15 protein-coding genes and 2 pseudogenes are annotated in these 14,329 nt (G+C 71.2%); 16 read left to right on the top strand and 1 reads right to left on the bottom strand.

The genetic code is table 11. The annotated features are described in order from the left end of the window. Window positions 1-7 precede the first annotated feature (7 nt). The 16 genes and pseudogenes from AC07FV_RS24135 (at window position 8) to AC07FV_RS24060 (ending at window position 13,205) form a co-directional block, all read left to right on the top strand. Window positions 8-766 carry a hypothetical protein gene (locus AC07FV_RS24135; protein WP_479089361.1) on the top strand — a complete coding sequence of 253 codons (759 nt, stop codon included), beginning with the start codon at window positions 8-10 and terminating at the stop codon, window positions 764-766. Beyond that, entirely contained in the window at window positions 763-1,422 is a 660-nt protein-coding gene (locus tag AC07FV_RS24130; RefSeq protein WP_358314020.1) for a hypothetical protein, read from the top strand. Before AC07FV_RS24135 ends, AC07FV_RS24130 begins: the two co-directional genes overlap by 4 nt. 17 nt (window positions 1,423-1,439) lie before the next feature. Beyond that, complete coding sequence (locus tag AC07FV_RS24125) at window positions 1,440-1,847, top strand: hypothetical protein (RefSeq protein ID WP_479089360.1); 408 nt, start codon at window positions 1,440-1,442, stop codon at window positions 1,845-1,847. Between the two features lie 276 nt (window positions 1,848-2,123). Then, window positions 2,124-2,507 (top strand): hypothetical protein, encoded by a 384-nt coding sequence (locus tag AC07FV_RS24120; RefSeq protein WP_479089359.1) that lies wholly within the window; start codon window positions 2,124-2,126, stop codon window positions 2,505-2,507. Then, the gene (locus AC07FV_RS24115) at window positions 2,504-3,307 is read left to right on the top strand and encodes an SPDY domain-containing protein (RefSeq protein WP_358314014.1); all 804 of its coding nucleotides are present in this window, start codon (window positions 2,504-2,506) and stop codon (window positions 3,305-3,307) included. Before AC07FV_RS24120 ends, AC07FV_RS24115 begins: the two co-directional genes overlap by 4 nt. A gap of 26 nt (window positions 3,308-3,333) precedes the next feature. Then, window positions 3,334-3,687, top strand: coding sequence for a hypothetical protein (locus AC07FV_RS24110; RefSeq protein ID WP_168723761.1), 354 nt, complete (start codon window positions 3,334-3,336; stop codon window positions 3,685-3,687). Further along, the gene (locus tag AC07FV_RS24105; protein WP_479089358.1) at window positions 3,678-4,499 is read left to right on the top strand and encodes an SPDY domain-containing protein; all 822 of its coding nucleotides are present in this window, start codon (window positions 3,678-3,680) and stop codon (window positions 4,497-4,499) included. Before AC07FV_RS24110 ends, AC07FV_RS24105 begins: the two co-directional genes overlap by 10 nt. A 134-nt stretch (window positions 4,500-4,633) precedes the next feature. Next, the gene (locus tag AC07FV_RS24100) at window positions 4,634-5,098 is read left to right on the top strand and encodes a hypothetical protein (RefSeq protein ID WP_260612683.1); all 465 of its coding nucleotides are present in this window, start codon (window positions 4,634-4,636) and stop codon (window positions 5,096-5,098) included. Between the two features lie 2 nt (window positions 5,099-5,100). Next, a complete protein-coding gene (locus tag AC07FV_RS24095; RefSeq protein WP_479089357.1) occupies window positions 5,101-5,877 on the top strand; it encodes an SPDY domain-containing protein in 777 nt (258 codons plus the stop codon). A gap of 32 nt (window positions 5,878-5,909) precedes the next feature. Next, window positions 5,910-7,697 (top strand): type IV secretory system conjugative DNA transfer family protein, encoded by a 1,788-nt coding sequence (locus tag AC07FV_RS24090; RefSeq protein ID WP_479089356.1) that lies wholly within the window; start codon window positions 5,910-5,912, stop codon window positions 7,695-7,697. A 91-nt stretch (window positions 7,698-7,788) separates the two neighbouring features. Beyond that, window positions 7,789-7,962 (top strand): hypothetical protein, encoded by a 174-nt coding sequence (locus AC07FV_RS24085; protein WP_479089355.1) that lies wholly within the window; start codon window positions 7,789-7,791, stop codon window positions 7,960-7,962. Beyond that, window positions 7,955-8,413: a hypothetical protein gene (locus AC07FV_RS24080; RefSeq protein WP_127433513.1), complete on the top strand. Its 459-nt coding sequence runs from the start codon at window positions 7,955-7,957 to the stop codon at window positions 8,411-8,413. The genes AC07FV_RS24085 and AC07FV_RS24080 overlap by 8 nt, the downstream gene beginning before the upstream one ends. A 52-nt stretch (window positions 8,414-8,465) precedes the next feature. Next, a complete protein-coding gene (locus AC07FV_RS24075; protein ID WP_479089489.1) occupies window positions 8,466-9,389 on the top strand; it encodes an adenine nucleotide alpha hydrolase family protein in 924 nt (307 codons plus the stop codon). Then, window positions 9,386-10,657 (top strand): annotated as a pseudogene (locus AC07FV_RS24070) (DNA cytosine methyltransferase). The gene AC07FV_RS24075 and the pseudogene AC07FV_RS24070 overlap by 4 nt, the downstream one beginning before the upstream one ends. Further along, entirely contained in the window at window positions 10,657-11,772 is a 1,116-nt protein-coding gene (locus AC07FV_RS24065) for a DnaB-like helicase N-terminal domain-containing protein (RefSeq protein WP_479089354.1), read from the top strand. Before AC07FV_RS24070 ends, AC07FV_RS24065 begins: the two are co-directional and overlap by 1 nt. Before the next feature lie 65 nt (window positions 11,773-11,837). Continuing rightward, a pseudogene (locus tag AC07FV_RS24060) lies at window positions 11,838-13,205 on the top strand (SPDY domain-containing protein). 178 nt (window positions 13,206-13,383) lie between these two features. On the opposite strand, the gene AC07FV_RS24055 reads toward AC07FV_RS24060, so the two are convergent. Beyond that, window positions 13,384-14,280 carry a DUF5655 domain-containing protein gene (locus AC07FV_RS24055; protein ID WP_479089353.1) on the bottom strand — a complete coding sequence of 299 codons (897 nt, stop codon included), beginning with the start codon at window positions 14,278-14,280 and terminating at the stop codon, window positions 13,384-13,386. Window positions 14,281-14,329 lie beyond the last annotated feature (49 nt).

Raw genomic sequence — 14,329 nt, 5'->3', positions numbered from 1 at the left:
GGACACCATGCACGACCACAGCGCCTCCGAGCGCCTCGCCTCCTACGCCGACGTCCTCGCCGGCGAACTCTCCGACACCTGGACCAGCACCCACCTGACGGGCGACGCCAAGGGCGACCTCGCCGACCTCACCGACCGCATCTGGGACCTGGACCTGGTCGCCGCCTCCCTCGCCGAACAGCCCCCGCAGCAGGCAGCCGTCCTCAGCCGCCCCGACGGCGCCCAGCTCGTCCTGATCGACCGGCACGACGAACGCGACGGCTTCCTCCTCGCCGCCGTCGCCCCGCACGCCCTGCCGGACGAGGCGTACCGCGGCGTCCCCGAGCCCAACGGCATCGCCCTGACCGACGACCCGTTCCTCGGCGCCGAGCAAGTCTCCGGCGATCTCCTCGTCCGCTACGACCGTGCGCTCGCCCAGGTGAGGCACAACGCCCTGGACGGCATCCAGCCCTCCCAGCCGGACCGGGTCGTCCTGACTTGGCAGCCGGACGGCAGCGTTGCCACCGCCCCCGCCGACGACCGGGCCGGCACCATCCTCGCCGCCCACGGCTTCATCCAGGACCCGCACAGCGGCATCTACCGCCTGAGTGGCGACGACACCCAGGCCCAGGCCCGCGCGCTGCGCGAGATCGGCCCGCAGCTCGACGCGCTCGGCATCGGCACCGCCCTCCAGCACCCCGCCGGACGTCACGCGCCCACCTCCGCCCCGGCCTCCATTCCGCCGGCCCCCGCCGGCGCCCGTACACCCACCGCCAGGACGCGATGAACCAGACGGAGCCCGACTTCTGGGTCCTGGAGTACGTCACCATCACCAAGGACCCCCGTACCGGCCTGGTCGTGGCCATCGGCGGCACCGAGCAGGCAGCGGACATCCTCCAGCGGACCGGCGGCTTCCTCACCTCTCCCGGACCCCGCGGTGACTACCACCGTCTTCCGCACGGCCTGCCCATCGAGCAGCAGCGCCTGAAGGCGACCGGCGCCTCCCACGCCCTGCTCGCCGACGGCCACAGCGTCCACCTCGACCCCGCCCTGAACATGCTGGCCGCCCCCGACGGCGACCGTGACGCCGCCCTGCGCTACCTCACCCAACTCGCCGAGCGGGCCTCGGCCGCCGAGACCAGCAGCGAGGTGGCCGAACTCCTGACCGAGGTCGCGGCCCCCGTGCACGGGCTGCTGCCCCTGACCAGAGAAGTGATCGTCCGCGCCTGGATCGCCGCCAGTGATCTCCACGGCGCCGCGCCCGGCGAGGAACCTGAGCCCATCGCACGGCTCGGTAGCACCGCCAACTCCCTGAGCGAGGCCGCCCGCGTCATCCCGCGCGCCCGCAACCACGCCGCCCGCCCGACGCAGCCGCCAGCGACCGCACCGGCCCCGACACCGGCAGCGGGCCGTGCACAGTCCCCGGTTTCCCGCCGCCGCTGACCCCGGAGAAGAAACGTATGGCCAATCTGGCCGACGAGTACGGCACAGACGTAGAGATCTACATCAAGGCCCTGACGACCACCATCCACGCCGACACCCCCGCCGGCGCCCCCGCCGGCCTCCACGACCTGCTGGAACAGCTCGGCCTCGAACGCCACGAATACCCCACAGGCGAGCCGCTCTACATCTGGCACACCGTGCCCGACCACCTCGGTGCCGAGGAGCAGAAACACCTGGCGAACGGCGCCATCCCCGCCCTGCTCCTGGCCGGATACACGGTCAACTGCGACCCAGAGGTCTTCGACGAAGCCCTCTACCAGCAGGCCGTGCACCGCCTCCAGCCGCGCGCGGCCCGACCCGCCCCGCAGCAACCGGCGCCCGCCAGTTCCCCCTCGCGCCCCGCACCGGCCCGCCGCACCCCGTAAGGCCGGGCGGCCCCGGCACCACGCTGGGGCCGCCCACCTCCCCGCCGCCCAACTCCACGGAGAAACCCGTAGCACAACGCACACCCGCACCGATCAGCGATCGGCTCAAACCCCGGCTCGCAACCGCCCTGTTCCGCCGCTATCTACGCGCCTGCATCACGGCCGGCCCCGACCGCGCCTCCCCACTGGCCGGCGCCCGCCCGCAAGCCGTCCCCACCGAGGCACAACGCGTCGGGCAGCGCCACCACCACTGACCGTCCACGCACCCGGAGGAGCATGTCCCACCCCGCCCCCTGCCCGGTGAGACTGGCCGACGAGATCACCCGCCAGCTCGGCCAGCTCTCCGACCACCTCTCCCAGCTACCCCCGCCCCAGGCAGCGCAGGTCATCGCCCGCGTCCTCGACCCGGACAACGGAGTCCTCGGCGGCGTCACCCACCTCGTCATCACCGGCAGCCACTTCGCCAAGAGCGAGGCGGAACGAGGCGCCCTGCCAGCGGAGGTATGGCTCGCCATGGGCCGTGCCGCCAACGAACTGCACGACATCAGCCTGGACCTGGACGAGCACCAGGACCTCCTCCAGCACCTCGGCACCCGACCGGCCACCAGCGCGGCGAAGCCTCCGGCTCCTGCCCCGCTCGTCGTACGGCGGCGCCGGTGAAGAAGAAGCAGTGGCAGGGCTGGGGGCCGGGCGAGCAGGCCGAGCAGCACTACCTGGTCCAGCCCCGTGCCCTGGCCGGCGGCGGTGACGTCCGGCACGTCTCGGAGTTCCTGCGCGCCTCGGGCTGGCGGGAGAAGTCCAAGAAGGGCGGCCCGCTGCTCATGGAGAGCCCGGACCGCACCGTCCGCGTCGCCTACGACCCCTACATCCTGCCGGGCGGATGGACCATCCACGGCCGGGCAGGCGGCGCGACCGGTGAATGGTCTGCGCACTTGGGTCGGCAGACTCCGGTGGAGATCGTCGCCGGTCTGACCGACGCCCTCACCCGTCCCCGCTCCGCACACGCCCCCAACGTCTGGGCACCTCTGCGGGAGCAGAACTGGCACACGCGGTTCGAGGGCCAAGACTATTCGGCGAGCAGCCCCGACGGCACCGCGTGGATGCAGTACCGCCAGGGCGTCGGTGGCTCGGCGATGTGGTGGACCGGAGCGCAGGACAAGCAGGGCAACGGCTGGACTGCCCACTTCACGCCGAACACGCCGATGCACCTGGTCCAAGCCTTCTCCACCGAACTTGCCGGCCCGGACCCGGTGATGCGCCCACGCGGACGTGTCCCGCACAGCGACCAGATCCGGACCTGGTCGGTCTCCGTCAAGCCCTCCCAGCTCAGCGCCTGGCAGCAGGCCCGGATTACAGCTGCCCGCGCCGCCACCTGGGCCCGCAACAGCGCCCGAAGCGCCCGGCCCCGCACCACCTCCCGTCCCTACGCCCCGGCCGGCGGTGCCCGGACCCGCCGCTGATCTCCATCCCCATCTGAAGGAGCCCGATGCCTGCCCCCACCCCGGAAACCCTGCGTGCCCTGACTGAAACGCTGTCGGACGTCACCGAGTACCTGCGCGAGAATCCCGACCCCGATGAAGCCCTCGCCCTCGTTGAGCCGCTCCTCGACGAGTACACGGGCCTGCCCGTTCAGCTCGCCGACACGCTGCGTGCACTCGCCCGCACCATCCAGGAACACCAGGCCATCCCACGTACCGCGCACGTCAACGTCCTGATCGCCGAGCTGCGTTCAGCCGCCTGGGAACAGACCGACCAGCACACCCTCCACTACGTCCTGGACGAGCTGCGTGCGCTGCACGATGACGCCGAGAGCGAGCAGGGGTGCAGCCGGTGCCGTTGAGCGAGCGCCAGCTCGACGCCTTCGCCGACAAGCACGCCGGGCAGATCCCCTTCGACACCAGCCCCCGCCACCTCGCCGGCCCGGGCGACGCCCGTCACGTCACCCACGGCCTGGCCGCGGCCGGATGGGCCACGGTCTCCGACCCGCTCAGCGCCGAGATCGTGATGGCCAGCCCCGATCACCGCTACCGCCTGCAGTTCGACCCGCAGTCCGCCACCTCCGCCTGGTGGCGGCTGCGGGCCGCCCCCGGCGACAACGATCATGGCTGGTACGCCGAGTTCGGTGAACTCGTGCCAGCCGAGGTCCTCGCCGGCCTCACCGACGCCCTCATCACACCGCCCTCATCGCAACCGGACCCCTGGCAGCCCGTGACCAGCGCAGGCTGGCAGTACGAGGATGCCGGGAGAGCGTTCTCTCCGGACTCGCTGTGCCGGATCGAACACCGCCCCATGAGTGAGTTCCATGAACGGCCGTCCTGGCACATCGAGGTCAGGACAAGCAGCGACGAATCATTCCCCGGCCCGCGGATCTGGCACGCCTTCCTCGACGAGCACGTTCCCGATCGCCTCGCCGGTGCCTTCCTGGGCGCGCTGGCCGACCAGAGCCCGCTGCAGCGCGGCATGTTCGACCGCACCGCCCACTACAGCGCCGTCAAAGAGCCGAGCCCGCTGCGCCCGCAGCAGGTAGTCGACGCGCACACCGCCCGGGTGAAGACGCTCCGCGCACAGGCCCGCGCCGTGCGCCGTCAGCAGACTGCCAACGCGACACCCCCGGCGCCCACGACCGCCGTCCAGTCGGCCGCCCGCCGCTGACCTCAAAGGATGCTCTCATCTCCCGCACCACGAACCACGGCCGCCGCCCCTCGCTGCGGCGCCTCAATCGCTATCTGCGCCACAGTGAACGGATCCTGGCGTCCTGGGACGCTTTCACCGCGTTCAACACGGACTTGGACGGTTGGCCCTTCGACGAGGACGCCTACGGCCGTCGGGCCGCCGTCCGTGACGCGGACACCGCCGCAGCGTTCGACGGCATCCGTCCTGGCGCTCGCCAATTGCTGGCCACCGCCCGGCTCCAGCTCCAGCACCTGCCCGCACACCTCACGCGGGACAGCTGGCCCGGGCAGCTGACCATCCTGGAGGAGGCACTGAGCCATCTCGACGCCTTGGACGCGCAGTGGCGCCAGACCCGGGCCCAGCTCCCCGAGGGCGCCGGTCCGGGCAGCGACGCGTACGTCGACGCGCTGGACGAGCACCACGCAGAGTGCTGGAGCTATCTGGACGACTGGGCCTGCCACGGCCGCGTCATCCTCGACATCCAGGCCGCCGCACGCCGCGCACCGTCCCGGCCGAAGCGCTCGCAGCTCCCCGCCCTGACGTCCCGGCGCAGCGGACACGGCGCGAGGGGGCGGTAACCATGCCCGAGGTCGCCGTCAACGTTGACATCGACTACGTCGCCCCGCGCCACCTGGCTGGCGGCGGCGATCCAGCCTGGATCACCGCCCCCCTCCACCGAGCCTGCGGCTGGAGCTACGGTCACGACCCCCTGATGCCCCGCGTCCTGCTTTCCAGCCCCGACCAGAAGGCACTCCTGCGGCTGGAGCCTGACCCCGACGGACGGTGGTGGACTCTGCAGCACGCCGCCGCGCCGGACCGGCCCGCCTGGTTCGCCAGCTTCGATGCCCGCACCCCTGTCGAGATGATCGCTGCGTTCACCGACGTGCTGACTGATCCCACTCCCGATCAAGGAGACAACTGGGATCCACAGGAGCCGCTTCTGAAAGCGGGCTGGTCTCCGGCCTACAGCCACCACCGGCTCGCCTCACCCGACGGCACCGTCCGCGTCGAGGCCGACATGACAACTCGGGCCTGGTGGGTCGACACCGCCCTCCGCGACTTCCGGACTCTCCTGTGGCAAGCCCACTTCAGCGAGCACACCCCACCCCACCTGATCACCGCGTTCACCGCCGCGCTCACCGACCCCCGACCGGTGCCGCGCACCGCAGGCCCCTCCAGCCTCCCGACTCGCAACCCGGACCTCATCACCCTCTCGCACCGGGAAGTACCCGCCCAGCAGGTCGCCGGCGCCCTGGAAGAACGCGTCCGCTCCCTCGCCGCACGCCGATCCGGCCCGCCGGCGACGAGTACGCCTCCTCCGCAACGGCCGCAGGCCGAGCGCCACCGCCTGCGCTGATCCCTCCGTCCCCGCCTGGAAGCACCTAGCCCTTGCCCTCCTCCTCCAGCAGCAACACCGACGGATACGACGTCGTCCTGCGCCTCCTGCTCGGCGTGCTCGCCGCCGGCGTCCCCCTGTCCCACCTGGCCTGGCTGTGCGGCAACCTCACCGCCTACCTCGCCGGAGGCAGCTGGGCCCCCTACCAGCCGACCAACGCCTTGCTCCACCCCGAGCAGGTCTGGCCCGAGGCCGGGGAGAACGCCCTGCTCATCGGGGCACGCATCGTTCCCGTTCTGCTTCTCCTGGCTCTCGGGGTGACGGCGGTCGCGCTGTGGGTCCGGCGCAAGAACTGCGGCGGCGGCCGGAAGAAGATCACCGGCATGGCCAAGGCCAGGGACATCGAGCCCTTGATGGCCAAGGCGATCACCGACAAGGCCCGCTCGCTGCGCCCGAGCCTGAAGGACGCCAAGCACATCGAAGCCCGCGACACCGGCATCCTCCTGGGCAACTTGCAGAACACCCGGCACGAGGTGCGCATGGGCTACGAGGATGTGGCCGTCGCCATCATGGCGCCCCGCTCGGGCAAGACGACTTCGCTCGCCATCCCCTCGATGCTCGCCGCGCCCGGCCCCGTCCTGCTGACCTCGAACAAGGCCGCAGGCGACGCATTCACTGCCACATACGAGGCCCGCTCCCGCGTCGGGCAGGTGTGGACCATGGATCCGCAGCAGATCGCGCATGCCGCACGCGAGATGTGGTGGAACCCCCTCGCCAGCGCGACAACCCTGGATGGGGCGAACCGGCTCGCCGGACATTTCCTCGCCGCCTCGGTGGACGCCTCCCAGCAGGGCGACTTCTGGTCCAAGGCCGGCAGCAACATCCTGTCCCAACTGCTGCTGGCCGCAGCGCTCGACGAGCGGCCCATCACCGACATCATGCAGTGGCTCGCCTTCCCCGCCGACCGCACCCCGCTCGACATCCTCCGCGACCACGACTTCGCCGCCGTCGCAGCACAGCTCAAGGGCACCGTCGAGGGACCCCCGGAGACGCGCGACGGCATCTACGAGACTGCCCGCCAGTACGCCGCCGCACTGCTGAACAACGAGATCGCCGCCTGGGTCACCCCGCAGGAGGACGTTTCCGAGTTCCGCCCGTCGGAGTTCGTCACCTCCACCGACACGCTGTACCTGCTGAGCAAGGACGGGGGAGGCGGGGCCTCGGCACTGATCGCCGCGTGCGCGGACTCCGTCATGCGCGCGGCCACCGCCCAGGCCGAACGCGCCGGCGGACGCCTGGACCCGCCCATGCTGGCGATCCTCGACGAGGCCGCCAACGTGTGCAAGATCAGCGACCTGCCGGACCTGTACTCCCACCTCGGCTCCCGCGGAATCATCCCGATCACCATCCTCCAGTCCTACCGCCAGGGCCAGAAGGTCTGGGGAGACGCGGGCATGGACGCCATGTGGTCCGCCTCGACCGTCAAGGTCATCGGCTCCGGCATCGACGACCCCGACTTCGCCGACAAGCTCTCCCGCCTGATCGGCGACCACGACGTCGAGACCACATCGACCTCGCACTCGGAGTCCGGCAAGAGCACGTCGGTGTCGATGCGGCAGGAACGGATCCTGCCCGCCGACGCGATCCGAGCCCTGCCCAAGGGCACCGCCCTGTGCTTCGCCACCGGCATGCGCGCCGCCATGCTCGACCTGCGACCGTGGTACCGAGAGCCAGGAGCCGCGGAACTGTCCGCGGCGTCCGCCCGCGCGTCGAAGGCAATCACGGCTCGCGCCGTCGCGAAGCACGCGCCGACACAGTCCGACTTCGGGACGGCCGCGTGAGCGACACTACCGCGGCCCGCTCGACGTGCCCGCTCTCGCCGACTTCACGACACGCCTGCGCGCCGCGAGTCCCCTGCCCGTCGTATCGGGCGTGGGGATCTCCACCCCGGCCCTCGCGGAACGCGTCGCGCCACTGGTGGACGCCGTCGTCATCGGCACCCCCGTCGTCCGCGCCCTGATGACCGCCCCCGAGCAGGCCCCGGCACTCACTACCGCGTTCGCCCAAACCCTGAACCCGCACGCCACCACGGAGACCCGTGCCTGACCCCGCCGACCCGGCCCCGGTCCTCGCCCGCATCTCGTCCGACGCGGCCTCGCTGCACCAGGCCCTGCATTTCCTGCCCGCCGAACGAGGCGCATCCGCATCCACACTGGCCGCGCGCCTCACTGACGCCCAGGACCTCGCCGGCACCGCTTTGCGGCTGTTTCTCACCCTCAGCCGCCAGACGACGCGGCCCTCCCCTCCGGACCTGCTGCTCCTTCACCGCGTCGCGCAGATCGCCAAGGCCGCCCAGGACGCCGCCGCCGAACTGACGGCTGCTCTTGCCCGCGCCGTGGAGAACCAGCGCCGCCAGGCCGCCGCCACATCACGGCGGGTGGTTCTGATCGGGCCGACACCGCAGCAGTTCATCGAGTCGGCCACCGACCTCGTCGACCGCATCCCCGCCCTCTGCGACGCCGTATCCCGCGACCGGCCGCAATCCCCCTGCCGCTGACGCGACCGCGATTCGAGTACTCCCTCCCCTTTCCCTAAACCCAGGACAGACCATTTCAGATCAGCCCCGATTCCGCGCCCTCTCCCTCGGTGCGGGAGTTCAATCCAGCACGCTCCTTGCCCTGTCAGCCGAGGGCATTCTCCCCAGGGTCGACTATGCGATTTTCGCCGACACCGGATGGGAACCAGAAGCGGTCTATGCGCACCTTGACCGCCTGGAAGAAGAGATAGCCGCCCCCGCCGGGATACCCGTACTGCGCGTGTCGGCCGGAAATATCCGAGACGACGCCCTGAACCCGGATCACCGGTTCGCCTCCATGCCGCTCCACATCCTCAATCAGGACGGTCGACCTGGGATGACCCGGCGGCAGTGCACCGGCGAATATAAGGTCAAGCCAATCAAGCAGAAGGTCCGCGAACTGCTCGGCTACCCCTATCCGGCACGCATCCCAAAGGGCGTTTTCGTCGAGCAGTGGGTAGGAATCTCCACGGATGAATTCCACCGCGCGAAGGACGCGGACGTCAAGTACATGCGTAACCGGCATCCCCTTCTGGACATGTCCTGGAGCAGGGCCGACTGTGCGCGCTACCTGATTTCCCGCGGTCTCGCCGATACCCCGAAATCGAGTTGCCTGGGATGCCCGTTCCATGGAAATGCGCAGTGGCGGCATATCAGGGACACATCTCCGTCCGAGTGGGCGGACGTCGTCGAATTCGACACGGCCATCCGGCAGGGCAACGCCCGCGCCAACGCCACCGGCAACAGACTGCTCGGCGAGGCGTTCCTGAACCGCTCCCGCGTCCCGCTCAGCGAAGCCCCCATCGATCACGTCACCGCCGCCGAGCGGGCCGCCCTGCGGATCAGCGCGGACGAGGCCGACGTCCTGGAGAACGGTGTCGAGGACGGCTGCTCGCCCTGGGCGTGCCGGGGCGACGCCGACGCGCTGACGCAGGACGACTTCGGGCTGGCCACGTGATACTCGACCTCTTCGCGGGGCCGGGCGGCTGGAGCAGGGCACTGCACGTCCTGGGCGGGCGCGACGTCGGCCTGGAATGGGACCCGTGGGCATGTAAGACCCGTGCTGCGGCGGGGCAGTTGACCATCCGGTGCGACGTGGCGAGGTATCCGGCCTGGCCGTTCCTCGGCCGCACCCGCGGTGTGATCGCTTCGCCGCCGTGTCAGGCGTGGAGCATGGCCGGCAAGCGCCTCGGTCTTCTCGACCAGCCGCTGGTGCACGCGGCGGTCGAAGACCTGGCCGCCGGGCGCGACACCCGCGAGCGCCTCCTCACCGCCTGCCGCGACGAGCGCTCCCTGCTCGCCGCCGAGCCGATGCGCTACCTGCACGCGCTGAACGCGGTCGGCGAGCCCGACTGGGCGGCCATGGAGGAAGTACCGGACGTGCTGCCCTTGTGGAAGCAGTACGCGGCCGTCCTGCGCGGGTGGGGGTTCTCCGTCTGGTACGGGATCCTCAACGCCGCCGACTTCGGCGTCCCGCAGACCAGGAAGCGGGCAATCCTTCTGGCCTCCCGCGTCCGCACGGCGCAGCCGCCCACGCCCACGCACGCCCAGCTCGCCGAGCCGGAATCGCTGTTCGGTCCGGGCCGTGCCCGCTGGGTCAGCATGGCCGAAGCCCTGGGATGGGGCGCGACCGACCGGCCCGTCCCCACCGTCTGTGCAGGAGGTGGGCCTGGCGGCGGCCCCGAGCCGTTCCCGTCGGGCTCTCGCAAGACGCTGTCCGACGCGCGGGAGCGCGGCACCTGGACGCCGCGGCCGGACGGGGTGGTTCTGCAGTCCCGCCGGGAAGGCGCGGGGTGGGCGGCCCGGCACGGCACGCGCGAGAATCGTGCGGCCGACGCTCCGGCGCCCACGTTCACCGCCGAGGCGCACCGCTGGTCCTAGTCCCTGCGCAGCAACAACCAGGCCAACGCCACCGTCCGGTCCATCCAGGAGCCGGCTGGCACGCTGTTCTTCGGGCACCGCGCCAACGAGTGCACCTGGGTCGCCGAACCCGCCACACCCTCGGCCACGGACACCGATGCGCCGGCCGTTCCCGAGCCGATCCGGATCACCGCCCGCGAGGCGGGCCTCCTGCAGACCTTTCCCGCCGACTACCCCTGGGCCGGGAACAAGGGCCAGCAGTTCTCCCAGATCGGCAACGCCGTTCCCCCGCTGCTCGCCGGCCACCTCCTCGCCCCGCACCTCGGCGTCACCCTCGACCCCGACGACTTCACCCTCGCAGCCTGATGCCCCACACCCCCGAACCCGACGAAGACGACCTTGACGCCGTCCCACCGCCCCAGCCGGTGTTCCACGTCGAGCAGGCCCTCCTGGGGGCTCTCCTCCTCGACCCGCACCGCCTGGACGACGTGAACGGCATCGCCGCCGACTCGTTCTCCACCGCCGCGCACGCCGCCCTGTATGCCGCGATCAGCACCCTGCCGCGGCCCGATCCCGCCGAGCACGCGAAGAACACCACGTGGCTCGACCGCGTACTCGCCACCGCCCTGGAGGAGGCGCGCGGACTGACCGCCTCCTACCTGCACGCCCTCGTTCAGGTCTGCCCCTGGCCCCGCCACGCCCCCGCGTACGCCCGGATGGTCGAGGCCGAGCACGCCCGCCGTCGCCTGCTGACGGCCGCCGAACGCCTCGTCCACACCGTCCACGACGCCTCCCTCCCGCACCCCGTCCAGACAGCGCTCGCCGAGGCGGATGCACTTGCCGCGGTCGTGGACGACATCGCGAACCGCTTCCCCCCGCGCTCCGGTGTCCTTCCCCGCACCCCGGCACCTCCTCCCACCGCCGCCGACGACACCGAGGCGGTCGAGGAGGAGCAGCTCCTGCTCGCGACCGCCACCGCCCGCCCGGACGACATCGACGCCGTCTGGTGGCTGCTCCCCGACGACCTCACCCTGCCCCTGCACGCCGGCCTGTGGCAGTGCCTGACCACCCTCGCCCGCCGCGACGAGCCCATCGACGCCGTCACCGTCCTGTGGGAAGCCCAGCAGCGCGGCCTGCTCGACTACGGCCGTGAACCAAGCGAGGTCCTGCGCATGCTGGCCGAACCCGCCGGATCCGTCGAGCACTGGGCCGAACGCGCCCTGCGGCGCTCCCTGCTGGCAACGGCCGAACACACCGGACGGCGCGTCGAGGCGTACGCCGGCGACTCGGCGAACACCCCCTTCCAGTTCGTCGCCGGGGCCCGTCGCGCTCTCGCTGACATCGCCGCCGTCCGCACCCGCTGGCAGCACGCCGCCGGAGCCACTCCGCCGCAGCAGCGGCGAGCGGCCCCTGCCACCCGCGCCGGCCCGCCGACCACCACGGCCGCACACGCCGCCCGGCCCACACGAGCAACCCGATAACTCCCGATTACGCCGGTGGCCGGGCCCGCGAGTCCGGCCACCGGCAGAACGGATGAGACCCCCACGTGACTGCCTCCATCGACGCCCATGTCCGCCTCGACACCCACCCCACTCACCCGAGCGCCGTGCAAGCCCACCTGACCGGCACCCAGGCCCACGTCGCCTCCACGGCTCTGGAGGCTGCCGGCTGGAGTGCCGCCGCCACAAACGTCCTGGTCCTGGCCCGCATCGATCACGAGGAGCCCTACTGGGCCGCCGACGCCGCCCAGCACCCGACCGCCGAAGGCATCACCGTCGAGATCACCCCACGGCTCCAGGAGGCCATCGACGAGGAATGGACCTAGCCGAACTACCCGATGCCCTGGTGCACGCGCAGCGAAATCCGCGAGGTCTCCAACCATGCGCAGAAGATCCACGACGACATCCGCAACGGCCACCTCCTGATACACGCCCACGCCCACGACGGCCACACCACCGTCGCGGTCGGCACATACCTCCACCAGGGCGGCAAGACCGTCTACCTCCACGGCGAGGACCATCTGCGTCAGATCGCCGACACCTTCGACTCACCCGCGGAAGCACTGGTGGCCTTCGAGAACGCCCACGCGGCCGAAATGCGCCCCGGCCCAGCGCCCCTGACCGACACCGAACGCGCCGCCACCGCAGCGCGTTCCGTCTTCGACATCACCACAGCCAAGCCCGAACCGCCCCGCCCCCAGCTGGAGGCCGTCCCCATCTACCTGGCCGATGCCGGCGACCACGACGCCCTCCTCGACACCTTCCTCGACACGCACGGCGAGTTCGAAAAGTGGCGCACCTGGTCCGATGAAACGACCCACGCCATCCACGAATCGCAGACCCTGCGCATCGAACGCGTCCACGAAACCCAGGCCCGCGAGACCGCCTGGACCGTAGCCGCCTACGAAACGCCTGTCTCCGACCGCATGTGGCACCTCACCGCGAGCGGCGCCACCCCCGCCCCAGTACTGCAGAACCTGCTGAACCACCTCGCCGACGGAGACGGCTGGGACACGGTCATCGGCGTCCCAGTGGGCGAGAGGACGGTCACCACAGCCACGCAGCCGCTCACTGAGGCCGGGTGGAAGCACACCCTGACAGGGCACGGGATCCGGTGGACGTCCCCCGACGGGCAGGCAGGCGTCCGGTTTGACCCACTGACCGCGCAGGCCCCCCAGAGCCCAGCCACCTGGACCATCTGGGCCGGCCCCGACCCGGACCGGCCCACCTGGGCCATCACCGCGTCCCCGCACACCCCGAGTTCGCTACTGGCCGACCTCTCCGAAACTCTCGCCCACGAGACCGGCACACGCCAGCCCCAGCCGGGCCGCCGCGATCACAGGACCCGCCTCGCAGCCAGTGCGCCGGCGGCTCCGGCGGTCACGTCCGGCCGACCCGCCAGCCGTTCACGCTGATCATCACCCCCGCACGAGCGGGGCAACATAGCTTGGGATCGCCGGTTGGCCAAACCGGCGATCCCACGCACCATAGATAGTCCACCGCCACGCCCTGCCCGCACGTCGAGAGGCTCCTCCCACGACCGCAGACACCACACGTAGCGCAGCCCGTCACGAGGCCGGGAGCGCCGGGCGATCACGCCGCCGCGTAGCTCGCCCGGAACAAGTCCTGCGCCCGCTCCACGTCCCTCAGCGTACGGAGCTGGACCTCCAGATCACCCGTGCCGTGGTGACCGAGACCGGACACGTCCCGAGTGAAGCCCGGAACAAGATCGACGTTCTTCGGATCGACCTTCAGATAGACCAGCAGCTTGCTTCGCTGCGGCGGGCACAGGCAGGCAAAGTTGCGCAGCCGCTGATACGCCCGATAGGTCTTGCGCTCCACCCGGTTCACACCATCCCCGAGCCCGAGCAGGACCTCGTCGACCGCACCCGCCAACTCGCGCATCGCCGCGCCCTGGACATCAGCCGCCGACTGGGCAACCGCCTGGCGCCGTGCCCGGCGGGCCACCTGCACGCCGCCGCTCACGGAGGCCACGGTCTCAAGCCCGAGCAGGTCCCTGCCGAAGAGTCGGTAGCGAACCAGGTCGATCGACCTCCGGTGCTCGCGCACGGCATGCACGTCGTAGCGGGTGAAGTCGCCGGCGATGCAGATCAGGCGTGGTCCGCTCCACAGGACCTGGGACGCGGCCGTCACCCCGAGCCGGTCGCGGACCAGGTGCTCGAACTCCGCCCGGTGGTCCATCAGCCAGGCCAGGTAGAACAGGCCCTGGTTGATGACGCCGGCGTCCGTGCCGCGCTTGTACTCAATGATGACCGGCGATCCGTTCTCGTCCAGCCCGAGCGAGTCGATCCGGCCCCCGTGGGCGGGCCCCGTGCTGTACTCGCTCGCCAGGAAGCGGACGCCCAGCAGCGTCTCCATGTGCACCTCGACGAGAGCCTGCACATCGGCCTCGATCTCAGCAAGACGCGGCATGACCTCCGTCATGCCGCTGTTCGTCGTGTCCGTGCGGAACAGCTTCAGGCCCGACACCTTCCCCTCCTCGGCTCGGTGATCACCAACGCCGACGGGGTGCGGGATT

This window comes from Streptomyces sp. NPDC045956 (assembly GCF_056430705.1).
The sequence above is the reverse complement of the archived record's forward strand: the minus strand, read 5'-3'. Positions and strand labels throughout refer to the sequence as shown.